The sequence below is a fragment of the Arthrobacter sp. AFG20 genome, assembly GCF_002892795.1.
GTDB lineage: Bacteria > Actinomycetota > Actinomycetes > Actinomycetales > Micrococcaceae > Arthrobacter.
Window position 1 is genome coordinate 137,353 of the sequence record NZ_PJMC01000008.1, and the last position, 24,138, is coordinate 161,490.

The 24,138-nt window shown below is 66.3% G+C and carries 21 protein-coding genes; 14 read left to right on the forward strand and 7 right to left on the reverse strand.

Annotated features, from left to right (window positions below; all coding sequences use genetic code 11):
* Positions 1-2 precede the first annotated feature (2 nt).
* On the forward strand, positions 3-1,595 hold the full coding sequence (locus CXZ05_RS11520) for an iron ABC transporter permease (RefSeq protein WP_102972734.1): 1,593 nt from the start codon (positions 3-5) through the stop codon (positions 1,593-1,595).
* Positions 1,592-2,755, forward strand: a complete 1,164-nt coding sequence (locus CXZ05_RS11525) for an ABC transporter ATP-binding protein (protein ID WP_180987368.1) — start codon at positions 1,592-1,594, stop codon at positions 2,753-2,755. The genes CXZ05_RS11520 and CXZ05_RS11525 overlap by 4 nt, the downstream gene beginning before the upstream one ends.
* Before the next feature lie 77 nt (positions 2,756-2,832).
* Here the strand turns inward: CXZ05_RS11525 and CXZ05_RS11530 are convergent, their stop codons facing one another.
* Both CXZ05_RS11530 and CXZ05_RS11535 read right to left on the reverse strand, forming a co-directional pair.
* On the reverse strand, positions 2,833-4,494 hold the full coding sequence (locus CXZ05_RS11530; protein WP_102972735.1) for a glycoside hydrolase family 32 protein: 1,662 nt from the start codon (positions 4,492-4,494) through the stop codon (positions 2,833-2,835).
* Positions 4,495-4,555: 61 nt separating this feature from the next.
* Positions 4,556-5,158: a YdeI family protein gene (locus CXZ05_RS11535; RefSeq protein ID WP_102972736.1), complete on the reverse strand. Its 603-nt coding sequence runs from the start codon at positions 5,156-5,158 to the stop codon at positions 4,556-4,558.
* A 121-nt stretch (positions 5,159-5,279) separates the two neighbouring features.
* On the opposite strand from CXZ05_RS11535, the gene CXZ05_RS11540 reads away from it, so the two are divergent.
* From CXZ05_RS11540 to CXZ05_RS11565, 6 genes are all read left to right on the forward strand, one after another.
* A complete protein-coding gene (locus tag CXZ05_RS11540) occupies positions 5,280-6,008 on the forward strand; it encodes a hypothetical protein (RefSeq protein WP_102972737.1) in 729 nt (242 codons plus the stop codon).
* Positions 6,009-6,111: 103 nt separating this feature from the next.
* Positions 6,112-6,651 carry an NUDIX hydrolase family protein gene (locus tag CXZ05_RS11545; RefSeq protein ID WP_102972738.1) on the forward strand — a complete coding sequence of 180 codons (540 nt, stop codon included), beginning with the start codon at positions 6,112-6,114 and terminating at the stop codon, positions 6,649-6,651.
* Positions 6,652-6,736: 85 nt separating this feature from the next.
* Positions 6,737-7,855: a DUF6707 family protein gene (locus tag CXZ05_RS11550; protein WP_102972739.1), complete on the forward strand. Its 1,119-nt coding sequence runs from the start codon at positions 6,737-6,739 to the stop codon at positions 7,853-7,855.
* A 90-nt stretch (positions 7,856-7,945) separates the two neighbouring features.
* The gene (locus CXZ05_RS11555) at positions 7,946-8,671 is read left to right on the forward strand and encodes a hypothetical protein (RefSeq protein WP_102972811.1); all 726 of its coding nucleotides are present in this window, start codon (positions 7,946-7,948) and stop codon (positions 8,669-8,671) included.
* A 33-nt stretch (positions 8,672-8,704) separates the two neighbouring features.
* Positions 8,705-10,027 (forward strand): tRNA guanosine(34) transglycosylase Tgt, encoded by a 1,323-nt coding sequence (gene tgt, locus CXZ05_RS11560; protein WP_102972740.1) that lies wholly within the window; start codon positions 8,705-8,707, stop codon positions 10,025-10,027.
* 163 nt (positions 10,028-10,190) lie between these two features.
* Positions 10,191-11,150: a type IV toxin-antitoxin system AbiEi family antitoxin domain-containing protein gene (locus CXZ05_RS11565; RefSeq protein WP_102972741.1), complete on the forward strand. Its 960-nt coding sequence runs from the start codon at positions 10,191-10,193 to the stop codon at positions 11,148-11,150.
* A 55-nt stretch (positions 11,151-11,205) separates the two neighbouring features.
* Here the strand turns inward: CXZ05_RS11565 and CXZ05_RS11570 are convergent, their stop codons facing one another.
* Positions 11,206-11,898 carry a queuosine precursor transporter gene (locus tag CXZ05_RS11570; RefSeq protein ID WP_102972742.1) on the reverse strand — a complete coding sequence of 231 codons (693 nt, stop codon included), beginning with the start codon at positions 11,896-11,898 and terminating at the stop codon, positions 11,206-11,208.
* 247 nt (positions 11,899-12,145) lie between these two features.
* Entirely contained in the window at positions 12,146-13,561 is a 1,416-nt protein-coding gene (locus CXZ05_RS11575) for an MFS transporter (RefSeq protein WP_102972743.1), read from the reverse strand.
* A 397-nt stretch (positions 13,562-13,958) separates the two neighbouring features.
* Between CXZ05_RS11575 and CXZ05_RS11580 the strand changes: the two genes are divergently transcribed.
* From CXZ05_RS11580 to CXZ05_RS11595, 4 genes are all read left to right on the forward strand, one after another.
* The gene (locus CXZ05_RS11580) at positions 13,959-14,627 is read left to right on the forward strand and encodes a response regulator transcription factor (RefSeq protein ID WP_102972744.1); all 669 of its coding nucleotides are present in this window, start codon (positions 13,959-13,961) and stop codon (positions 14,625-14,627) included.
* On the forward strand, positions 14,624-16,123 hold the full coding sequence (locus CXZ05_RS11585; RefSeq protein ID WP_102972745.1) for a HAMP domain-containing sensor histidine kinase: 1,500 nt from the start codon (positions 14,624-14,626) through the stop codon (positions 16,121-16,123). The genes CXZ05_RS11580 and CXZ05_RS11585 overlap by 4 nt, the downstream gene beginning before the upstream one ends.
* 8 nt (positions 16,124-16,131) lie before the next feature.
* Positions 16,132-17,145, forward strand: a complete 1,014-nt coding sequence (locus CXZ05_RS11590) for a TAXI family TRAP transporter solute-binding subunit (protein WP_102972746.1) — start codon at positions 16,132-16,134, stop codon at positions 17,143-17,145.
* Positions 17,146-17,212: 67 nt separating this feature from the next.
* Positions 17,213-18,085 (forward strand): hydroxymethylpyrimidine/phosphomethylpyrimidine kinase, encoded by an 873-nt coding sequence (locus tag CXZ05_RS11595; RefSeq protein WP_102972812.1) that lies wholly within the window; start codon positions 17,213-17,215, stop codon positions 18,083-18,085.
* A gap of 12 nt (positions 18,086-18,097) precedes the next feature.
* Here the strand turns inward: CXZ05_RS11595 and CXZ05_RS11600 are convergent, their stop codons facing one another.
* Entirely contained in the window at positions 18,098-19,363 is a 1,266-nt protein-coding gene (locus CXZ05_RS11600) for a serpin family protein (protein WP_102972747.1), read from the reverse strand.
* 223 nt (positions 19,364-19,586) lie between these two features.
* On the opposite strand from CXZ05_RS11600, the gene CXZ05_RS11605 reads away from it, so the two are divergent.
* Positions 19,587-19,943, forward strand: coding sequence for an iron chaperone (locus CXZ05_RS11605; protein WP_102972748.1), 357 nt, complete (start codon positions 19,587-19,589; stop codon positions 19,941-19,943).
* Between the two features lie 19 nt (positions 19,944-19,962).
* Here the strand turns inward: CXZ05_RS11605 and CXZ05_RS11610 are convergent, their stop codons facing one another.
* On the reverse strand, positions 19,963-21,711 hold the full coding sequence (locus CXZ05_RS11610; protein WP_102972749.1) for a pyruvate dehydrogenase: 1,749 nt from the start codon (positions 21,709-21,711) through the stop codon (positions 19,963-19,965).
* 230 nt (positions 21,712-21,941) lie between these two features.
* Between CXZ05_RS11610 and CXZ05_RS11615 the strand changes: the two genes are divergently transcribed.
* On the forward strand, positions 21,942-22,451 hold the full coding sequence (locus tag CXZ05_RS11615; RefSeq protein ID WP_146033090.1) for a hypothetical protein: 510 nt from the start codon (positions 21,942-21,944) through the stop codon (positions 22,449-22,451).
* Positions 22,452-22,519: 68 nt separating this feature from the next.
* Here CXZ05_RS11615 and CXZ05_RS11620 read toward each other — a convergent pair whose 3' ends face one another.
* A complete protein-coding gene (locus CXZ05_RS11620; protein WP_102972751.1) occupies positions 22,520-24,034 on the reverse strand; it encodes an XRE family transcriptional regulator in 1,515 nt (504 codons plus the stop codon).
* Positions 24,035-24,138 lie beyond the last annotated feature (104 nt).

A 24,138-nucleotide genomic window follows, 5' to 3' on the forward strand; every position in this document is an offset into this window, starting at 1 on the left:
CTGTGACCACGCAAGTATCGGCGCCGGAGACATCCGGAAGCACGACGACGGCGGGCCGGGGCAAGCGCCCCCGCCCGCCTTTCGGCGTTTCCGCGGTAGGCGTCATGGCGGTGCTGATCGCCCTGTTCGCCCTCGTCCCCCTCGGCTACGTCGCGGTGATGACCGCGGCCACGGGATGGGACACCGCCCTTGAACTGATCGTTCGCCCGCGCGTCGGCGAGCTGCTGCTCAACACCGTGCTCCTGATCGTGTTCACGGTGCCGCTCTGCCTCGTCCTGGGCGTGGGCGGCGCCTGGCTCGTGGAACGCACCACGCTGCGCGGGCAGAAGGTGTGGGCCGTGCTGCTCGCGGCGCCGCTGGCCATCCCGGCCTTCGTCAACAGCTACGCGTGGGTTTCCGCCGTGCCGTCCCTGCACGGCCTGTTTTCCGGCGTGCTCATCGCCACGCTCTCCTACTTCCCGCTGGTCTACATTCCCGCCGCCGCGACGCTGAGCCGGCTGGATCCCGCCGTGGAGCAATCGGCTGCGTCCCTCGGGCTGGGGGCCTGGCGGGCGTTTTTCCGTGTGGTCCTGCCGCAGCTCCGGATCGCGATGACTGGCGGCGCGCTGCTGGTGGCTCTGCACCTGCTGGCCGAGTATGGCGCCTTCGCGATGATCCGCTTCGACACGTTCACCACGGCCATCATGGTGCAGTACCAGTCCACGTTCAACGGCGCCGCAGGCACCATGCTGGCCAGCGTGTTGGTGTTCTTCTGCCTCCTCCTGCTCCTGGTCGAGGTGCGCAGCCGCGGCACCGCCCGGTACGCCCGCGTGGGCTCCGGTGCGCAGGCCAAGGCCCTGCGCCTGCCGCTGCACGCCTACCAGGTGCCGGCCCAGCTGGCCCTGCTCGGCCTGACCCTGCTTGCCTTCGGGCTGCCGCTGCTGTTCGTGCTGCGCTGGATCATTGCCGGCGGCGCCGACATCTGGGCGGCCGACGAATTCGTTCCTGCGCTGTGGCAGACCCTGCTGTACGGGCTGGCCGGCGCCGGAGCCACCACCGTTGTCGCCTTCCCCATGGCGTACCTGGCCGTCCGGCATGCCAGCTGGTTCAGCAAGGCCCTCGAACTCTCCAACTACGTCACCAGCTCCATGCCGGGCATCGTGGTGGCCCTGGCCTTCGTCACCGTCAGCATCCGGCTGGTCCCGAACGTCTACCAGACAGCCGGCGTCCTGGTGGCCGCCTACATCCTCCTGTTCCTGCCGCGCGCGCTGGTCAACATCCGTGCCGGCCTGGCCCAGGCACCCAAGGAACTGGATGAGGCGGCCCAGGCCCTGGGAACGCCTCCCCTGCTGTCCTTCATCCGCGTGACGCTCCGGCTCACCGCCCCCGCTGCGGCCGGCGGGGCGGCGCTCGTCTTCCTCGGCATCGCCAACGAGCTGACCGCCACGCTGCTGCTCTCCCCCAACGGGACCCGGACCCTGGCTACCGAGTTCTGGAGCAAGAGCAGCGAAATCGACTACGCCGGCGCCGCGCCGTACGCCCTGCTCATGATCGTGATCTCGGCGCCCATGACCTATTTGCTCTTCCAGCAGTCCAAGAAAGTAGCGGGACAGTGACCGAACAATCCCCGTCCAGGCTTCCGGAACCGCGGATCTCACGGTCCGTGGCGCCAAGCACCAACAGCCACCTGGAGATCGACTCTGTCACCAAGAACTTCGGCTCGCAGGCCGTCCTCAAGGGCGTGAACCTGTCCGTCGCCAAGGGCGGCACCACCGCGATCGTGGGCCCCTCGGGTTCAGGCAAGACCACCCTGCTCCGGCTGATCGCCGGCTTTGAACACCCGGGCACCGGCAGCATCTCGCTGAACGGCACCCCGGTGGCGGGCGACGGCGTGTGGAAGCCGGCGCACAAGCGCCACGTCGGCTACGTGGCCCAGGACGGCGCCCTATTCCCGCACCTGACCGTGGGGCAGAACATCGCGTTCGGGCTCAGTGCCGCAAAGCTCGACGGCGGCCGGCGCGCGGTTAACGCACGGGTCAACGAACTCCTCGAAATGGTGTCGCTGGACACGGCCATGGCCAAGCGCCGGCCGCACCAGCTCTCCGGCGGGCAGCAGCAGCGCGTCGCCCTGGCCCGGGCACTGGCCCGGGAACCCGAGCTCATGCTGCTGGACGAACCGTTCTCCGCGCTCGACGCCGGACTCCGGGTGGCCACCCGTCGGGCGGTGGCGAAGGTCCTCAACGAGGCCGGCGTGACCACCATCCTGGTCACCCACGACCAGGCCGAGGCGCTGTCCTTCGCCGACCAGGTGGCCGTCATGCGGGGCGGCAAGCTGGCACAGATCGGCAACCCGTTCGTGGTCTACACGCGGCCGGCGGACCGTGCCACGGCCGAATTCCTAGGCGACGCCGTGATCCTTGACGCGTGGATGGAGGGCTCACTCGCCACCTGCTCACTGGGCGGCATCCCTGTCCGGCGCCCGCCCGCACAGGGCCGCGTCCAGCTTATGCTGCGTCCGGAGCAGATCCGGATCGCCGAGGACGGACCCATCCGCGGCGTGGTGGTGGATACCGACTACTTCGGCCCCGAAACCACCGTGCGACTCAAGCTCGCCGTGCCGCCCAAGCTGGCGGGCGCCATGCCTGACCACCGTTATCCCGGCGGCGGTGAGGTGATCACCATCCGGCACTGGAACGCGTCCATCGCCCAGCCCGGTACCGAACTGTGCCTGCGCGTGGTGGGCGAAGCCGTGGCCTTCCCGCTCGAGTCCGACTAACGTTCCGCAGCGGCTCGGCCGGGCGTGCCGCTCGGTCTTGCGCCGCCGCTGCGCCTAATTCTTTCCGGGCGGCGCGTCTAGCGAGCCGTCAGCGCGGTGGCCAGTGGCGTGTACTTGAACGACTTCAGCGTAAGTTTTCCGCCGGAGGTGGCGGCGCTGACTGCCGGCTGCCCGGACCGCGGCAGCACTACCGACGTCAGGGTCTGCTCCCCGCCGTTCACGAAGACCTCCACCGAGGAGTAGTCCACGAAGATGGTCAGGTCCACGTTGCCCCTAACCTGCTGGTTTCCGTTGCGGGGCGGGCTCTGGGCGCTCCTCCGCTCAGTAAATAGCGGTCCCAGTGCCTCAGCGCCCGGCACCACCGCCGCCCGGCTCACCCACGCCGTGCCCGCCTCGAAGTCGTAGCCCACCGTGGCGTAGTCCGCGCCGCCGCTGCCAAGTTTCAGCAAGGCCTCCCTGCCGTCGTCGGCCGCTGCATGTTCAAGGGTCACATCCAGCCGGTAGGCGCCGCCTGCGGGCGCGGGAAGGTCACCGGCACCCTCCGGGGTGAGCGCCCGGCTGCCGGCCGTCTTGGCTTCGCCGTCCAGCGCGGACAGGGCCGCGGTGGGGGTGGAGACCAGCGTAGGCCGGCCCTGCACGGTCTTCAGCCGGATGTCCCGCACGATGGAGTCGGCGCCGCCCTGCCAGTCGGTGGTGGGCAACTGCCGGGCATACGTCCAGTTGTTCATCCAGCCAATGGCGCGGCGGGACGCCATCCGTTCATTTTGCGGGAGCCGGGGATCGTCCCAGGTGACGGCGGCATAGAAGTCGGATCCGGCGTCGAGCCACTGGTGTTTGTCCTCCGCAGGGGTGAACGTGGTTCCGTCAAAAGTCCCGGTCCAGTAGGCCACCCCGGTGGTCCGGCCTTCCGCGGTGCCGTTCGCGCTGGCGGCCAGGACCCAGGTGCGCTTGGCGGGGTCGCCGTCGACATCCATCTGGAAGAGGTCCGGGCACTCGAGGATCCCCAGGCCCTTCCGCTCGAAGCCGGACACGTAGCGCCAGTCCTTGAGGTCCCGGGAGGTGTAGAGACCGATCTTTTCCCCTTCGGCCAACGCCATGACCCAGCGTCCACGCGCCTCGTCACGGATGATTTTGGGATCGCGCCAGTGCTGGGCACCGGGGTTCTCCATGACCGGATTGCCGTCGGCGGCCTTGAAGGTATGGCCCTTGTCCGTGGAGTAAAACAGGGACTGCCGCTGCACGCCTTTGTCCTGCTGGGTCATGACGGCGACGACGGCACCCTTACCGAAGCCCGCCGTGTTGTCCTGGTCCACCACGGCGCTGCCGGTCTCGATGTCCCCGAGTCCGTTCTTGAACTTCTCGATGGCGACACCCTCGTCCTTCCAGTGCACCAGGTCGGTGCTGGTGACGTGGAACCATTCGGTGCCGTTCCCCTCGGGGTGGTCCGCGTTGTAGAGATAGTAGTAGTGCCAAACCCCGTCCAGCAGGAATGGCCGCTGCGGATCGTTCATCCACTCCTTGGCGGGAGTGAGGTGGTAGGAGGGCCGGAACTGCGAGGCGCCCTCCGGCCGGCTGAATGACTTCGGGGCTTCGGGTCCGGCACCGCCCTGCGTTCCGCCGTCGCCCGAACGCCCGGCGAGGCTGATAACCGCAGCCATGGCGAGCACCAGAGCCAGGACCACTGCCGCCGCAATCCACCGCCCGCGTGGGCTCAGCGTGCGTAGGGAATACCGCTGCATGTTCGCCGTTCATGTTGGGAGTTGGCACCAATTTTAGCCCGGACGGCCCTTTCCCTGCTGCTCAGGCCTGTGCGGGCGGGCGCTTCTTCTGCGGATACGGCGTCTCGCCGCGGGCCAGCATCTCGACAAATCCGGCGATCTTCCGCTCCCGGGTGGAGGCCTGCTTGACCGAGTTGGTGCGGTAGATCAGCGCATAGCGGTTCACCGAGGTCAGCACATCGAACATGGCCTGCGCCTCGGGCACGGCGGCAATGGCGACGGCCAGATCCGCCGGGACCTCCGCCGTCGCCTGTCCCGAATAGGCGGCCTCCCAGCGGCCATCCGCTTTGGCGGCGTCGACGGCGGCATTGCCCGGGGCTGTCATCTTCCCTTCCGCCTCAAGGCGTGCCACGTGCCCAACGTTCCGTGCCGACCAAGGGCTCTTGGCACCCCGGCGGGTCATGCGCTGGAGGTAGCTGTCGCCGTCGCGCTTCTTGACCTGGCCGTCGATCCAGCCGAAGCAGAGCGCCTCGTCCAAAGCGGCGTCGTAGTCGAGTTCGGTGACGTTGCCGCCCTTCTTGTGCAGGACGAGCCAGACCCCCGGGCTGTCGCTGTGGTGGGATTCCAGCCACGTCCGCCACGCGGCGGCGTCGGTCACCAGCAGTTCCTCGAGTTCCACAGCCATGCGCCTATTCTGCCTTCAGTGCCTCCAGATTCAACCCGGTGCCACGCGATTCAAGTCGTGGCATCATGGCCATGTCGGCGCCATTTTCGGGATCCAGGTGTTTCGAGTTCGAGGAGAGAGCATGCTTCGTGTCCGCCCCATCCACTTCACGTCCCGGGTTGAAGCCTGGGAGCGGCTCCTCACCGACCTGGGGATGTTCAAGACCACCGACGAGGGCTCCTGGCGGGAGTACGACGCCGGAGCGGGCCGTCTGGCGCTGCACCAGGCCGAACCGGGTGCTGCGGAGGACGGCGTCACGCACTTTGGCGTGGAGGTCGGCGACCTTGAGGAGTTTGCCCGGCGCACCAACCAGTCCGGCGCGGAATCGGACACCTCCTCCGCCGAACTCGTGCGGGCAGACCACGGCGACTCCTGCCGGATCACTGGCGCGGACGGCTTCAGCTTCTTCGCGGACAAGTCCGCCCACGGGGCCAACTGCGCGGATGCCGATCCGGCGCTGGCCGTGGTGGAGGTCTGGTTCAGCGAGGATGTGACCGCCGCCGCCCAAGCACTCCGGGATATCGGTGCGCGTTTCCGGCCGGTGCCGGACGACGACGAAACCGCCGATTTCACGGCCAAGAACGGTGGTGTGCTGATGGCCCGGTCCGGCACGGGAGCGGCGCACGCGGGACTGGGTTTCGAGTACGCCGGGGACCTTGGCGCCCTGCGGGACCGACTCACCGCCGCGGGACACGACGTGTCGTTGACCGAGGAGGCCTTCGGCCGCACCCTGCATGTGCCCCACCCGGACAATGACGGGGCGGCAGCCCAGCGGGCACCGCTCTGGATCTCCGCCCGGCGCCCGTCGTAGGGCGGCAAATCGAGGAGTGATATGTCGTCGCTTTGGCTGCCTCTGAGCGGTGGAATCTCACGCCTCGGCGGCCGGAGCTGTGGCGATGGGGTAAAAATGACTCATGAACGTGCGCACCCCTGACCCCAACCCCGGCTGGCTCTCGGACGAAGATCTCTTCGAAGCCCGAGGCAGGCTTCCGATGGTCTACGTGGAGGCGGTGCCGGTCCGGCTGGATCCACTCGGGTTCGTGAATGAGGTGGGCACGCTCCTGCAGGCGGACGAGGACGGCACCATGGTCCGGTCGTTCGTCTCCGGCCGGGTGCTCTACCGCGAGACCATCCGCGCCGCCCTGCTGCGCCACATGGAAAAAGACCTCGGCCCGCTGGCATTCCCCCAACTCCCCATCAGCCCGGTGCCTTTCACCGTGGCCGAATACTTTCCCGCACCGTCCCACACCGGCTTTACCGACGACCGCCAGCACGCCGTGTCACTGGCCTACATCATCCCCGTGACCGGCGAATGCGACCCCCGCCAGGACGCGCTGGAGCTGACCTGGATGACACCCCAGGAAGTGCTCAGCGACGGCGTGCAGCTCGAGTTCGCTGGCGGCCGCGGCGCCCTGGCGAAGCAGGCCCTGGCCTACGCCGGAGTCGGCACCTGACGCCCGGGCGCCCGCGCCTCCCGGACTTCGCACCCTCTCCTTTGTAGACTGTTGGGCGGACCGCAAGAGAACTTAAGGACTCCCGATGAACCACCCTGCAGCTGCCAAGACCTACCGTGAACAGCAGGCGGGCTCTCTGCGGGCGGGCGACCACCTGCTCCTGCCGGACGGCGAGCGGTCCGCGGAAATCCACTCCGTGGAAGTCGAAACCGATGATTTCGGCAGCCCTGCCATCATCCTTGCGACCCTCACCGGCGGCGGCACGCTGCGCATCGCTGCCGGCTCGTCCGTCCAGACCCCGGGACCCGCGGCTGACGACTTCCCCGCCCCCGAAGACGCCGACCATGACGCCGTAAAGACCGCTACCGTCGTCGAAGGTGCTGCCACCGCAGACGGCGCCGGAACGGCGGGCGGTGAAGCCCCTAGGGCCGACGCCCAGGCGTCCGACGCCGGCACTCCCCTTTCCGTCGTGGGGACCTCCGTAGTGGGGAACGAAGCAGCCGGGGAGGCTGCGCGAACGGCGCCTGCCGCCGTCGTCGTCCCTCCCCTGCCGTCCACCACCCCGGCGGTGGTCGGCCCCAGCGCTGACGATCTTGCCCTCATCCCGGAGCCTTCCGGAACGCCGGAATCCGTGGTGGAAGCCGTGGCGGAGGCCCATCCGGACTCCACCGGGGTGCAGCTGCTGGCCGACAAGCTGGTCAAGGGCATCAACACCAAGTCCGGCAGCTGCCTGAAGGACCTGAGCGACCTCGCGCATGAGCTGTTCATCATGCTCAAGGACGCCGAGGCCGCGCTGGCAGTGGCTGACCTGCTGAACGTGCTGCCCTTCGACGGCAACCCGGGGCGCTGGGGATCGGTGGAGGCGTCGCTCGCGCTGTCCAGCTACGTGTGCCGCCAGACAGGGCACAAAGACCGGGCCGCCGTGTACGAGAAGCTGCTCAGGGCTCCGGATAACCAGGAGACGGATCCGTTCAAGGCGCGGATGCAGGCCAGGGTGCGCCAGCGCTCACTCAACGAGCCGAACCTGTACGACAAAGAGATTTTCCGCTCCATCGACAACTCCAACCATGAGGCCGAGCGCGAGTGGCGGCTGCTGCGCCTGGAATCGCTGCTGTTCCTTCGCGCCCACGGCGGATCGCAGACCATCAGCGCGTCGGAGCTGGAGCGGCGGATTGCGAACGAACTGGAGTCTGTGCGGGGCTAGGCAGCCCAGGCCCGACCCTGGGACGACGAACCTGTCTTCCACCGGGTATTCCTCTAGCCCGCATTGCACCCCAAGTTGTACATTCAGGCCATGACGAACAATCTCAGCGTCGTGATCAATTCGGACGCCCCACAGATTTGGACGATGCTGCGTGAACCCTCGAAAGTCGCGCAATGGCATGGCTGGGAAGCCGACGAGCTGGGGGCCGAAATCAATGAGATCTACTTCAGCAAATCCGTGGTTGAAGGACCGGACCACACCACACTGACGGTCAACAACGGCGACATCTTCACGCTGAAGCCCGTGCCAACGGGAACTGAGGTCAGCGTCACCCGCGCCGGTGTGGACCACAACTCCGAATGGGCCGCGTGGGACGAGGACGCCACCCAGGGGTGGCTGATCTTCCTGCAGCAGCTGCGGTTCGCGCTGGAGCGCCATCCCCACGGCAAGCGCCGCACCTGTTACTTCTCCGTCCCCGGCGCGGGCGGCTCCGCCATCGAGAAACTCGGGCTCAAGGACATCCCCGCCCCCGGCGAAGAGTATTCGCTGACCCTGGGCACCGGCGAGGAGGTCTCGGGCAGGGTATGGCACAAGACCAACCACCAAGTGGGGCTCACCGTACACAGCTACGCGGAGCACGGAGAGGGCCTGCTGATTGTGGCTGACCAGCCCGTAATCCCCGAGAAAAGGCCCGACGGCGGCTCGATGGTGATCCTCTCGCTGTACGATCTCGGCGCCCACAGCATGGAGACGATCCGCTCCCTCTGGGACGACTGGCGTGCTGAGAACTACCCCACATCAGAACCCCTCCAGTAAGGGTCCGCGGCTGTTAGCTGGCACACTTGAACCGTGCCAGCCAATCCTGAACCGTCTTCCCCTTCTGCGCGGCTTTCCCCTTCTGCACCGGTGCCGGCCGCCCGCCAGTCGGAGTTTTCCTTCCGGATGGGCGAGCGGCTCACTGAAACATGCCGCCCCGCCTCCGAGCAGGAGTCGGCCAACGGCGGCGCGTTCCTCGGCCGGACCGGCACCATCACCACGCCGCACGGCGAGATCCAGACGCCGGCCTTCATCGCCGTCGGCACCAAGGCCACGGTGAAATCCGTGCTTCCCGAGTCCATGGCTGAGCTCGGCGCCCAGGCCCTGCTCGCCAACGCCTACCACCTGTACCTGCAGCCCGGCCCCGAGATCCTGGACGAGGCCGGCGGCCTGGGCGCCTTCATGAACTGGCCCGGGCCCACCTTCACAGATTCGGGTGGCTTCCAGGTGATGAGCCTCGGGTCGGGGTTCAAGAAGGTCATCGACATGAAGTCCGTCGACTCCTCGGGGCCCGACGATGCTGTGGCTCCGGGCAAGGAGCGGCTGGCCCACGTGGACGAGGACGGCGTGTGGTTCAAGAGCTACCTCAACGGCGACCGCCATCGCTTCTCGCCCGAGATCTCCATGAAGGTACAGCATCAGATTGGCGCAGACATCATGTTCGCGTTCGACGAGCTCACCACGCTGCAGAACTCGCGCGGATACCAGGAGGAATCGCTGGAACGAACCCGGCGCTGGGCCGAACGGTGCATCGTGGAGCACTTCCGGCTCACTGCCGAACGCTCGGGCAAGCCGTACCAGGCGCTGTTCGGCGTGATCCAGGGCGCCCAGTACGAGGACCTGCGCCGCAAGGCCTGCCAGGACCTGGGTGCCATGGCGTTCGACGGCTACGGGATCGGTGGTGCCCTCGAGAAGGAGAACCTGGGCACCATCGTGCGCTGGTGCAACGAGGAACTGCCCGAGAACAAGCCGCGGCACCTGCTGGGCATCTCCGAGCCGGACGACATCTTCACCGCCATCGAGAACGGCGCCGACACCTTCGACTGCGTCTCCCCCACCCGCGTGGCCCGCAACTCCGCGTTTTACACGCCCGACGGCCGTTTCAACCTGTCCGGCGCCAAGTACAAGCGCGACTTCGGCCCGCTGCAGGATGGCTGCGACTGCTATGCGTGCCTGAACTATTCGCGGGCCTACATCCACCACCTGTTCAAGGCCAAGGAGATGCTCTCCGCCACGCTTATCTCCATCCACAACGAGCGCTTCGTGGTGAAGATGGTGGACGACGCCCGGCTCGCGATCGAGTCCGGCGACTTCTTCGAGTTCAAGGCCGAGACGCTGGGCCGGTACTACTCCTAGGCCCGGATCCGCGCCGCCGTCGCGCCGCCGTGCCGTTTCGACGGTTCCCTGCCAGCTAGACGTCCCGGAACGTCGAACGGGCACCGGACCGTCGAAACGGGCTGTTTCCACATAGCGAAGAGACCCACTGGGCCTCCCTTTCCGGAGAGGCAATGGTGGCATTATGAGCCGACCGTTCCCCGTATTGCCCGTCACCGAGGACCTCTGGCGTACCGACCAGCTCCTGCAGTACGGGCTGAACTCGCGGGCAATCGCGCAGCTGGTTCGGGACGGAACGCTGATCCGGGTGCGCCGTGGCTGCTATGCACGCTGCGAATGGTGGACACGCCTGAGTTCTTCGGCCCGCCGTCGGCAGCTGGTCTTTGCTCATGCCCATGGCACACGCACGACGTCGGCTGGAGGCTTCGTCTACAGCCACACTTCCGGTGCCAGCCTGCACTGCCTCCATCTGTGGGGCGTCGACGAGACGGTCCATCTGACCCAGGCGGGCTGCCCGTCCGCAGTCTCCCATGGGCGGGGCGTGGTGGCTCACACACGGCGCTTGGACAGCCGGGAAGTGACGTTCGTGGATGATGTGCCCTGCACCTCGTTGGAGCGGACTGTAGTGGACTGCTGCCTGATGTTCAACGTTCGCCAGTCCGTTATCCTGGTGGACCACGCGGCCCGTCTTGGTGCCGATCTGCCGCTGCTCCGGGACTACTGCACCGCGCTGGCGGGCCGCAACGGGGTCGTGGCACTGCGCCGGGCACTGGAGTTTGTGGACGCCCGCTCCGAATCTGCCGGTGAGAGCCTGACCCGGGAGCTCATTCACAGACTTAGGATCCCCGCGCCGGAGCTCCAATACGTGGTGCGGACACCCTTGGGCGAACACCGGCTGGACTTTGCATGGCCCGCACAAAGAGTGGCATTGGAATTCGACGGCAAGACAAAGTACTTCGATTACCGGCCCACAAGCGAGGTGGTGTTTCAGGAGCGTCGACGGGAAAAGGCGCTCATGGAGCAGGGGTGGGTTTTCGTCCGGGTCGAATGGAAGGACCTGTTCCGGGAGCAGGAGTTCAAATACCGGCTGCTGCGGGCGCTGGACCAAGGATCGGGGCCGTTTCGACGGTTCCCTGCCGGCTAGACGTTGCGGAACGTCGAACGGGCACGGAACCGTCGAAACGGCGAGTTCGGCGGGACTAGGCGTAGCTCGGTTCGCGCTTCTTGACCCAGCCGATGGCCAGGGTCGTCACGGGAACGAAGAGGAACTCCACGAGGGTCTTGTAGAGGAAGCCCACCAGCACGTAATTCAAAAACATGCCGAAGTCACTGATGCCGATCACCGAGGCCGCGATGCTGCAGAAGATCAGCGTGTCCACGAATTCCCCGGCCACGGACGAGCTCATGATGCGGGCCCACAGCGACTTCTCCCCGGTCCGCGCCTTCATCCGGACCAGGATCCAGGAGTTGATAGTCTGTCCGGCGAAGAACGCGAGGAGCGAGGCCAGCACAATCTGCGGCACCGGACCGATGGCGCCTTCGAGGGCGGCCTGCTTGGCGGTGCCGAAATCGTCGTCGAAGCCGGGCAGCGCAATGATCACCCAGTAGCAAAGCGAGGCAAAGACGGACAGGGCAAACGTGGTGACTATGGCTTTCCGGGCCACCTTGAAGCCGTAGACCTCACTGATCACGTCGCCCAGGATGTACGCCAGCGGGAACAGGAAAAAGCCACCGTCCGTGACGATTGGGCCGAATGCCACGCCCTTTGAGGCACCGATGTTGGACAGGATCAGCACCACGGCCATGACGGCAAGCATGATCCCGAAGTAGGGGGAGCCGACCGAGGCGAATTTCGGCGCTGCTTTCGGCACGGAGGACTGGGCGGTGGTCATGGGAGTTCCATTCGTAGTGGTTCGCTCGGCTGCGTGCGCCTCGAGGAAGGGGTTTGGCAGCCGGCTGTATTAGCACTGGAAACCCGGGCATCAGCGCCGGGCCGCCTCCAATTGTCGCACCCGGTTACCGGGCAAGGCCCGTTCGCGGCGCAGGGGTTACGACGACGGCGGGCGGCCGGCTTCCGGAACCGAAGTCCACAGCCGGCCACCCGCCGTCGTGCGTTGTCGTGTTGACCGCTCGCTGAGGTCAGGCGTTGACGAAGTCCTCGTCGTCATCCTTGCGCACCGCGCCCGCAGCCGTACCGGACCAGGCGTGGCCCTGTTCGCGGTCCAGGTGCGTGGTCTTCTTGTTCTTCAGCGCGAAGATGTAGACCAGCAGGGACACACCGATCGCGACGCTGACGTAGGTGAAGAAGATGTCCACCTGGTCCGACTTCTGCAGCGCGGCGCCGATCAGCGGAACCGTGCCGCCGAAGAGCGAGTTGGCGATGGCGTAGCCCAGGCCCACACCGAGCGCGCGGATGGACGCCGGGAAGAGCTCGGCCTTCACAAGGGCGTTGATGGACGTGTAGCCGCCCACGATCAGCAGGCCGCCCATCATCAGCAGGAACGCCGTGAAGGGGTCTTTGGTGCCGGCCAGGGTGGATAGCAGCGGCCAGGTGAAGAGCACGCCGGTGATGCCGAACCACAGGAGCAGCGGCTTGCGGCCCACCTTGTCGGAAATGATGCCGTAGACGGGCTGGAGCAGCATGAAGATGAACAGCGCCCAGAAGTTGATCACGGACGTGTCGGTCTTGGCGATGCCGGACGTATCATTCATGAACTTCAGGATGAAGTTGGTGTAGGTGTAGAAGGCAACCGTGCCGCCCAGCGTCACGCCGATGCAGATCAGCAGCGGCTTCCAGTGCTCGGTGAACAGGAGCCTCAGGGTACCGGGCTGGGCCTGTCCGGCTGTGGCAGGGGCCTTGGCCGCCTGGACCTGCTCCGCCGAAACCGTCTCCTCCATGGAGCGCCGCAGCCACAGGACCACCAGCGCGGCCACACCGCCGATGGCGAACGGGATGCGCCAGCCCCATTCCTTCAGCAGGCCGTCACCCAGGTAGTTCTGCAGGATTACCAGAACCAGCAGGGCCAGCATCTGGCCGCCGACCAGGGTCACGTACTGGAAGCTGGAGAAGAAGCCGCGGCGCTTGGACGTGGCGGCCTCGGACATGTACGTGGCGCTGGTGCCGTATTCGCCGCCCACGGAGAAGCCCTGCAGCACACGGATGAGGATCAGCAGGACCAGGGCCCAGATCCCGATCACGTCCTTCGTCGGGAGGATCGCGATCGCGAAGGACCCCGCGGACATGAGGGTCACGCTGAGCGTCAGGGCCGCCTTGCGCCCGTTGCGGTCGGCGTAGCGTCCGAAGAACCAGCTGCCGATGGGGCGCATGAGGAACGACGTCGAAAAAACGGCCATCGCTTCGAGGCCGGCCTGGAGTTCGTCCTTGGAATTGAAGAAGTGTGCCTGGAAGTACGCCGCGAAGACTGTGTAGACGTAGAGGTCGTACCACTCCACGAGGTTGCCGGCGGAGCCCTTGAGGATGTTGCTTACGGCCCTGCGTGTCTGTGCGGCCTCGCTGGGTGCCGCGCTGTGGGGCGCGGCGTGCTGGGTGCTCATCAATGAACCTTCCTGGTCGGTGCCACCGTCGGCGTCCGAGGTGCGAAATGGGTGTCCTGCCGGAATCCTGCTCCGGGCTTCCCTGCGTCTGTGCGGCGTTGGGGGTTCTCAGCCGGCTACCCCGAACCGGTCGCCTTGCCGGCAGATAGTGCAAGAGGACACCTGCCAACTTATGCGTGATCCTTGGCACATCCAACGTGGAGAGGCATTTCCTAACACTTCCTTAGGAATTGGAAACTGCCGACGGCGGCGGGTCGTCTTTGCACTTCACCCAACGGCATCGAAGGCACTCCGTCATCCTGCCACGACGGCAACAAGGCGAAATCCGCGGACAAGGAGTAATGTCCAAACGGACTCCGATGTCCGCCAACAGCAACGAAGGCAGAGGAAACAGGCAATGCGCGTGCTCATCGTCGAGGACGACGACGCGATGGCGTCGGCCCTCGAGGCGGCCGTCGTATCCGCAGGCCACAAACCACATCGTGTGTCCCGGGGTGCGGACGCATTGCTGGTCCACCGCGAACACGAAGTCATCCTTCTGGACCTCGGGCTTCCGGACATGGACGGCCTCGAGCTCCTGCGGAAGCTTCGCCAGGTTACGGGCTGCCCCATCCTCATCCTCACTGCACGCGACGACGAACGAAGCGTGGTCCTGGGCCTCCGCTCCGGCGCTGACGACTACTTGGTCAAGCCGGTAAAGCTGGTGGAGCTCCTCGCCCGGATTGAAGCGGTGACACGGCGGGCGGGCCGCGGTGGCCCGGAGAGGTCCCACAGCATCGTCCTGGGGGAACTCGACGTCGACCTCGACCGGCGGGTGGCGGCCATCGGATCCCGGGTCCTCTCACTGACGGCAACGGAATTCGATCTCCTTGCCCTGCTGGCCCGGAACGCCGGCTCCGTGGTGACCCGCGAACAGATCCTCGATGCCCTATGGGGTGATGCTTTCCTGGCCTCGTCCCGGGCCCTGGATGTGCACCTCACCGGACTGAGGTCCAAGCTGCAGCTGCCCGGCTTCATCATCAACGTCCGGGGCGTGGGATACCGGGTCGAAGCGGATCAAACGTGAAGCGCCGGGTCCTGGGCATCCTGAGCCTGTTCGCCCTGGTGATGGTGCTGGCGGTCTCCACCGCCATCCTCACCTCGGCTGGCCGGGAGCTGACCCAGGAAGTCCAGATCAATCGCGTCTCGGGACTCAACCGATTTGCCCAGGTTGCGTACGACGCCTCGCAAAGCGGCGACACGACGCAGCTCCGGCGCGAGATGGATCGTTACTCCAGCCTTTACGGCGAGGGCGTCATCGTTCGACTGCAGGAGGCCGCCACGGTGCAGTCCGGCGGGCTTACCCCGGACCGCCCCGACGTGCGGGATGCGATCTCCCGGGCCAGCTTGAACCTCAATGACACAACGCTTGAGCCGTTGCAACCGTTTGGCTCGGGCAGAGCACTTATTTCGCGCTCGTTCGGCAGCGCCAGCCAGGTGCTGGGTGAAGCCGTCCTGGAAGTGGACCTCGGGCCGGCACGGCAGAAGCTTCGCGAACGCTGGCTGCTGGTGGGCCTGGGCGCGGCGGGGCTTTCGGCGGTCCTGCTCCTGGGGGCGCTCCGTGCCACAGGATGGGTGATCCGGCCGGTGCTGCGGTTGAACTCCGCGGTAGCGGAACTGGAGGCCACCGGCAGGGCCGCGCGGCTTCCTGAAGCCGGGCCACCCGAACTCAAGGAACTGAGCCGCTCCTTCACCAAAATGGCCGAGACACTGAGCAGCAGCACCGAGTCCCAGCGTCGGCTCATCGCCGACACCTCCCACCAGCTCCGCAACCCCATCGGCGCGCTGCGGCTGCGGATCGACCTGCTGCAGCTGGAACTCCGGACCGACGCTGAACGGGCCAAAGCTGCGGGGGTCGTGAAGGAACTCGAGCGCGTGGAGGAGATCCTGGACGACGTCCTGAAGTTGGCCACCGCCGAGCACCGGGCTTCCGAGGGCGCGGCCAACGAAACTTTGAGACCGGGCGCGGGCGGCACCGTGCAGCCCATCGATCCGTACCCCGTGCTGCAGGAGGAAGTGGACCGGGCACGCCCCGCCGCCAAATCCGTCGGCTCCAGCCTCGTTTTGGCTGCTCCTCCGGAACCGCCACTGGAGCTTCGCTGCAGCGCCGCCGAGCTCGCCCAGATGATGGGTGAACTGATCACCAACGCCATCAAGTACGCCCCCGGGGCCACCATTACGGTGAAGGCCCGCCCGCTGGGCGCCTCAGTGGTGGTAGAAGTGTCCGACGACGGCCCTGGGCTGCCGCCCGAAGAGCTCGGCGCTGCAGCCACGCGGTTTTGGCGCTCCCCGAGCCATGGCAACATTCGAGGCACGGGACTGGGAATGACCATTGTGGACCGGCTGGCAGGTGCGAACGGGGGACGCCTGACGCTTCGGGGACGCGATCCGCACGGTCTCCTTGCAATCCTGGAATTTCCCGCCGCCCGGGCATCAACTACCGCTCGGGCACCAGAAAGGGACGGCGGCGCCGGAGCGACTCCTGGGGCGGGCGCTGCTGTCCAGGACCGACGGCGACCATGAGACCGGCAATGCAGCACCCAGTGGGCCGACGCGGGGTCCTGAAATCCGGACTGGGTCTGGTCCTCGGGGTGGCTGGTCTCCCGGGCATGGCCGCATGCACTGCGTCACCCGGCCCGGCCAGGGTCACCGTGGCCGGCGGCGAAGCCGGCGGCTTCTACCTCGAGTTCGCCGCACTCCTTGCCGAGTCGCTCCAGCGCCACGGAATCGCCCAACGCGCAGAAGCCCTTACCACCGGCGGCAGTCTTGACAACATAAAGCGACTAGTCGCCGACGAGGCAACGTTCGCCGTCGCACTCCTCGACGCCGCAGCGCAGCAGGCAGGTGTGCACCAGCCGGCCGCGCCCGAGACTGGTCCGGAGCAGACTGTGGGCCAGCCCGCCGGGGCGATGGTCGCCGTCGGAAAGGTCTACGAAAACTATGTTCACTGCCTGGTGCGGCGGGACAGCGGAATCGGGAACTACCGCCATCTCACGGGCAGGAGGATCGGGATTGGTGAGGCGGGGTCGGGAACGTCGCTTACGGCCCGCAGGATCCTGGAAGTGTCGGGGCTGGCAGGCTCGGCCAGGGCCGTTGCGGAAGTCAATCTGGGTCTCAACGACGGGCTGGGCGCGCTCCGAAGGAAAGCCGTGGACGCGCTGTTCTGGTCGGGCGGTGTTCCGACAGCCGCCATCACGAAGGCGAACGACGAGCCGGGGCTTCGGCTGCTCGACCTGTCCAGCCTGGTCCGGCCCCTTCGCGACCGCTTCGGTGCTTTCTACGACCGTGTCCTGATTCCCGGAAGCGGCTACCCGGGAGCCGGGTCCGTCTGGACCGTGGGCGTCGCGAACCTCCTGCTGTGCCGTGGCGACCTTGACGGCGGCATCGTCCGGAACACTGTCAGGCTGCTGGTCGATCATGCCGACGAGCTCGTTCCCCGGTCCAGCCTCGGCGTTCAGTTCCTGAGCCCGGACACCCTGATCAACACGGCGGATCTGCCCCTGCATCCCGCTGCGGCGGAGGCCTACCGCACGCTGCATGGTTAGGCAGGGCCCCCAGCTGCGGCCGGCTTCGGCGCATGGCGCTGCTCCCGGGGCATGGCAGGATGGAATGATGACTTCTGTTGCTTCTGAAAACCTTTCCAGGGCGAACCCGGCCGCCGGGACGGCTCCCGCCGTCGTCCTGACCATCGCCGGCTCGGAGGCGACCGGCGGTGCCGGGGCCCAGGCCGACCTGAAGACCTTCCAGGAACTGGGCGTCCTCGGCATCGCCAATCTCACATGCATCGTCTCGTTCGACCCAAAGAATGACTGGAACCACCGCTTCGTGCCCGTGGACCAGGAAGTCATCGCGCACCAGCTGGAGGCGACGACGGCGGCCTACGGTCCCGCTTCCGGCGCACCTTCCGTCCTGGACACGGTGAAGATCGGCATGCTGGGCAGCCCGGACACCATTTCGACCGTGGCCTCCGCGCTGGCTGCGGGTGCGTTCAGCAATGTTGTCCTGGACCCGGTGCTGATCTGCAAGGGCCAGGAACCGGGCCACGCGCTGGACACGGACCAGGCACTCAAGGCGCAGATCCTGCCGCTCGCCACGTTCGTCACGCCCAACCACTTCGAGGCGGAATCGCTGTCCGGCCTGGAGATTACCGACGTCGACTCCCTCAAGGCTGCGGCAGTCCGTATCCACGAGCTGAGCAGAGCCGTGGTGCTGGCCAAGGGGGGCGTGCGCCTGTCCGGGCACGACGCCGTCGACGTCTTCTACGACGGCGAAACCCTCGAGGTCCTCAGCGCTCCGAAGGTGGGCGAGGTCGCCGTCTCCGGCGCCGGATGCTCGCTCGCCGCGGCAGTGACGGCCGAGCTGGCCAAGGGCGCTTCGCCGCTGGAGGCAGCGCGCACGGCCAAGGATTTCGTGACCGCCGGCATCCGCAACCGCGTGGCCTCGGGTGCCCCGTTCGAGGCCCTCTGGCAGGGCGGCCCGCGCTAAGCGTTGGTTTGATCAGGAGCGGGGGTCGGCCACTGTTCCCATGAACAGCGGCAGCCCTGTTTCGACGTGCACGATCTGGTAATGGAACGGCCGGTCGAAGTCGATGGTGTGCTCGGGCTGGGGTGGCGCGCCAGTGACCATGCCGTTGATCTGGGTCACCGCTGCGGCCACCGTTCCCTTCTCCGCCACCGTGATGTTGGCGGCCTGCGCTGCCTGCGTGATGGTCATTTTCGGCTGGATCGCGTTGAAGTCCTCAGTGGTGGTGAGCGTCCTATGCAGTCCGGCGGCTTCCAGGACTCGGCGCAGGTCGAAGCTGCTTTTGTGGTCCCAGCGGGGCAGCTGGATCTGCACCGTCTCCAGAGGCGCGGCGCCCATGGCATCCGCGATTTCCGTGAGTTGAGGCGCCCCGAATGAGGCATGGGAGTCGATAGCTTCCGGCAGGACCAGACGCATCACGAATCCCTCGGCATAGGGGAGGTCCACGGCCCGCCAGCCGGTGCCTTCCGCGTACTTCATCTCCAGCAGGTTGTGCATCGCGGGGACGTCGGCTTCCTCTCCCCCGCCAGTGGTGAAGGGCAAATCCGATGTGGAGCCCGGGTCAAACGGGGTTTGCCAGGCTGCTGCGAAGTACACGGCATTGAGCAGGCTGAAGGTGTTCCGCGGATCGTACTCCGCCGGCGCCTGCTTGATCCGGCCGCCCGTGTTGCTGTCCACCCAGGCATCGATCGCGGGCTTGGTGGCACCCTCATTGCTGAAGTCCACCGCATATACGCCGGTCCCGTAGTGCCTGGCCAGCGTGCCGAGGAATGCCTCGCTGGCCGGCACGTCCTTGTCCACGAACAATCCGTTGGCGGCATGCATGACCGGCTGCCGCGGCGGGTTGTCCTCGTCCACGGCCCCCGGGTCACCGTCGAACGTCGCCAGGGACACGAGCAGCGCATTCATGGCCTGATCGCGCTTCTCCGGGAACCCCACAACGCTGTCCAGCTCGGCAGCCGATTCCCCGGAGGCGCCGGCTCGAAGCATGGCCAACGCAACCAGCAGGCTTCCCGGCGAGGACACCACGTTCCCGCCCGAACCGTCGGCCAGCAGTGCCAGGCCGAGCCCAAGGGCGGCGTCCCGGAACGAGCGGTATTCGGCGGCGTAAGCCGTGCCGTCCACCGAAACCCGCTCCACGCCGTCGGCCTTCACCAGTCCCGGCACCGGCGCCGAACACGCCGTCGCAAGCGCCACTACGGCCGAGGCCGCCACCATTTTGGCCATTCGAATCCTGTTCATTGCAGTCCTCGGCTCATCCGGAGAACACCGTACGTACTCAGTCAACCAGCGGGGTCCGACAGTAACGATGCCTGCCCGGTCACGGTTTGCCGTCGCTTTGGTCTCACCCGTCCGACGCCCTCTCAGTTTCCGCAACGTTTTCGGCAACGCGCTCTCATTCCTGCGGGCGTATTCTCAAGGCATCCCGGCGGAGCGCGGTGGATCGATCGTGAAGGAGCACGGCATGGCCCAGCATTTCGACAGCGTCGACGATTACATCGCGCAGTTTCCCGCCGACGTGCAGGATGTCCTCCAGGAGGTCCGGCGCAGATGCCGCGCTGCCGTGCCGGGTTCCGGCGAAATGATCAGCTACGGCATCCCCACGGTCACCCTCGGCGGCAAGTATGTCGTGTACTTCGCAGGCTGGGCGCACCATATTTCGGTCTACCCGTTACCGTCCGGTGACGACGCGTTCCAGGCTGAGATCGCGCCCTTCCGGTCCGCCAAGGGCACGCTCAAGTTCCCCCTCGGCAAGCCCATCCCCTACGGGCTCATCGAAAGGACGGCGGCGCTTCTCGCCGCCGAGCGCCAAAGACGATAACCGCCGTCGGTACCTTCTACTACCGCCGCGGAATGTTCCGGAGGTTGCTGCGCGCCATGCTCACCGCCTCGCCGGCGCCACGGTTCAGGACCACCTTGGACATGGCGGTGGCGAACCCGAGGACCTGCGAGCCGGTGATTTTCGGCGGGATCGACAGCGCCTTGGGATCCGTGATGAGCTCCACCAGCGACGGCCCTGGATGGGCGAAGGCCTCACGGTACGCGTCCTCAATCCGGGCGGGATCCGTGACGCGCACCGCGTGGAAGCCGAGGGCGCGGGCCACGGCGGCGTAGTCGGCGTCGGGCACGTCCACACCGAAGTCTGGCAGGCCGTCCACCAGCATCTCCAGCTTCACCATGCCCAGGGTTGAGTTGTTGAAGACCACCACGTTGACCGGAAGCCGGTGGGCGGCAACGGTGATGAGCTCGCCGAGCAGCATGGACAGCCCGCCGTCGCCCGAGACCGAAATGACTTGGCGTCCGGGGTACGCCACCTGCGCCCCGATAGCGTGCGGCAGCGCGTTGGCCATGGAGCCGTGCAGGTACGAGCCGATCAGCCGGCGGGTGCCCAGCGGGTTGATGTAGCGGGCGGTCCACACGTTGCACATGCCGGTGTCCGCGGTGAACACGGCATCCTCAGCCGCCACCTGGTCCAGCAGGGACGCCGCATATTCGGGATGGATCGGCTGCTTCTTTTCCACCTTGCGCGTGTACGCGCCCACGGCTTTGTTCATCAGCCGGTCGTGCTTCTTGAGCATCTGGTTGAGGAAGCGGCGGTTCTTCTTCGGAGCCACCAGTGGCATCAGCGCGTTTAGGGTAGGCAGCAGGTCGCCGTGGACGGCGATGTCGACGTCGGTCCGCCGGCCCAGCCTGTGCGCGGCACGGTCCACCTGGGCGGTGCGGGTTCCGGGCAGGAACTGGTCGTACGGGAAGTCGGTGCCCAGTAGCAGCAGCAGGTCCGCGTCCTCGATCCCCTCCGCCGCGGCGCCATAGCCCAGCAGCCCGGTCATGCCGATATCGAAGGGATTGTCGTACTGCAGGAAGTCCTTGCCGCGCAGGGTGTGGCCGATGGGCGCGCCGATCAGTTCCGCGAGCGCAACGACCTCGTCATGGGCTCCCTGCGTGCCCGCCCCGGCGAAGATGGCAACCTTGCCCGCCGCGTTGATGGCATCGGCGAGCTCCCTGACGCTTTCGGCGTCCGGCGTCAGGGTGGCGGGCCGGAACTTTGCGGGCAGTGGGCTTTCGCCGGTCGCCTCCAGCCCGGCGATATCGCCGGGCAGGGTCACGACGGCGACGCCACCCAGGGCGACAGCGTGCTGGATGGCGCTGTGCATCACCCGCGGCGCCTGTTCCGCCGTGCTAATGAGCTCTGAGTAAACGGAGCATTCGTTGAAGATCCGGTCCGGGTGGGTTTCCTGGAAGAAACCGCTGCCGATCTGCTTGCTGGGGATGTGCGAGGCGATGGCCAGCACTGGTGCGCCGGAACGGTTCGCGTCGTACAGGCCGTTGATCAGATGCAGGTTGCCGGGGCCGCACGAACCGGCACAGACGGCAAGTTTTCCGGTCAGCTGGGCTTCGGCCGCGGCGGCGAAGGCTGCGGCCTCCTCGTGCCGGACGTGGATCCAGTCAATGCCGCCCTGCTGTGAGCCGCCGGTCTGGCGGACGGCGTCCACGATCGGGTTAAGGCTGTCCCCGACGATCCCGTAGATTCGCTGGACGCCGGCAGCCTGGAGTTGTTCGATGAGCTGGGTGGCAAGTTCCTTGGCCATGGTGCACGCTCCCGCAATCAGGTTGGTGGGCTGACAAGGGCCAATATAGTCCGCTCACCTTGGCGGGGGTTTCAGGCTCTTCTAACGACGACGGCGGCCGTTGCCGTTCGGGGCCCGTCCGGCCCGCTTTTCCACATACGGATGGTCGGCCGTTGAGGCCCTGGCCTCGGCGGTCATAGCGTTTCTGGAAAGGCATTCAGTCTCTCAAACAACCTCAGTGAGGATCGATCTTGGCCAACAAATCCCGCCGCCGTCGACAGAAAAATCGGAAGCCCCGCAGCGGGCATCCTGCCGGGAAACCCGCCAGCAGAGCAGTTTCCGCTGCCTCGCACCAACGCGATCAGGAGCTCGGTTCCCTATTTGCATTCGTGGATTGGCACCGGGAGCACGGGATACTGCCAGAACTTGTTTTCGTCCTCGCCCAACTGCAAGCGTTCTTTCCGCTTTACGCCGAGCTATCGGGCGGCGCTGCGGTGACGGCGATGGATCCGGGACTTATCGCTCAACATGTGGAGTTACTCGAAGAGCGTGATCCCGAATATGCATCCTTTTTCTGTGCCGTCCTGTTTGAATACATGCCCTTTCTGAGGCACACGGGCCGCTGGTCCGGCACCGATGAACGTCACCAGGTTTTGCATGACGTGCTCTACCACGGGATTCTGAATGAAGATATTTCCCCCGCAGGGTGGCCGCGCACGCAAGCCGGAAGCAGTCGTCAGGCTTCACGCAGGAGTGCGTGAGCGCCACCGTCAATCCGGGGCAATGCCGGAGCCTTGCCGAAAGCCCGCAGGACCTGCGGGAGAGTCCGTCAGCTGCCCGAGTGGGCCTGCAGGAACGTGTACACCTCGGTCTCGTCCACGCCGGGGAAGGCACCCGGGGGCATGGCCGCGAGCAGGTGGGAGTGGGCCCGTGCGGAGGGCCAGGCATTGCCTGCCCACTCGGATGTCAGCGCGGCTGGCGGCCGCTTGCAGCAGTTGGGGTCCGGGCAGTTGGACGTTGCGCGGGCAGTGGTTTCCCGTCCGCGGAACCACTTCACGTGCTGGTACGGGACCCCGATGCTCAGCGAGAACTGCCCGCTGGCGGACCGGTCCGTGCGGGCGGTGCACCAGTACGTGCCCGACGTCGTGTCCGTGTACTGGCTGTAGGCACTGAACTTGTCCGGCACATCGAACACAGCACGGGAGGTCCAGGCCTTGCAGGACGGCTGCCCCTCGATCGCCCCCGTGTGGTCCTGCGGAAAGTTCACGCCGTCGTTCTCGTAGGCCTTGTAAATGATTCCGCTCTGGTGCGTCTTCTGGAAATGCGTGGTGATGCCCAGGTGCTTGGTGGCCAGGTTGGTGAAACGGTGCGCAGCGGTCTCATAGGACACGGCGAAGGCGTCCCGGATGTCCTCGACCGCGATTTCCTTCGCCGCCTTGGCTTTTTGCAGAAATTCCACGGTGGCCTGCTCCGGCAGCAGGAGCGCCGCCGCGAAATAGTTCGTGGCCACCCGTTGCGCGAGGAAATCGCCGTAGTTGCGGGGCGTTTCATGGCCAAGGACGTAGTGGCCCAGGGCCTGCAGGAGCACAGACCGGGGGTCGTGGTCCTGCCGTTGGCTCTGCGTCAGATAAATTTTGCGGTTCTTCAAATCGGTCACCGAACGTGTGGAATGCGGCAGGTCGCCCACGTGATGGAGGCTGAAACCGAGGTTCTCAGCGATGTCGGCTATGACGTGCTGGCTCAACGGCCCGGTGGTGTACCCGACCCCCTTGAGCACCTTCTGCGCCTCTGCCTCATACTCAGGGAAATAGTTACCACGCTCACGCATCATTGCACGCAGCTCGCCGTTCGCGCGGCGGGCCTCTTCCGGCGTCGCCACCTGCTCATTCATCTTGCGTTCGAGCTCGTGCAGCAGTCCCACCTGTGCCTCCAGGACATCCATCGGCAACCGCGAACTGATGCGGATTTTGGGCAGGTTCAACGACTCATAGAGCGGGCCCCGCTGGTAGCGTTCAAGCTCGATTTCCAGGCCTGCCCGGCGGCTGGGCGGTTCGGCTCCGAGCAACTGGTCAATGCTGACGTTGAGCGCCGTTGCCAGGTGCTGCAGCAAGCCGAGTTTTGGTTCCCGCTTGCCATTCTCAATCAGGCTCAACTGGCTCGGTGCGGTGCCGACGGCGGCACTCAGGTCATCCAGCGTCAGTCCCGCCTGCTTGCGCAGATGGCGGACGCGGCGACCGAGCGAGATCACGTCCAGTTCGGCCGTCGACTGCGGTGACGACGGGTGTGAAACTTCCCTGTTCCAGCTTGAAGGCGACATTTCTGAAGAATACGTGAAGAAGTGCATTTCTTTCCACACTTTTCCCCTAGAAAGCTGTCGGAAAGTGCAGAAAAGTAGGTGTCACGGAAAGAAACACCACCGGAAAAGCCGGCCGGAGCTGCAAAGGCGCA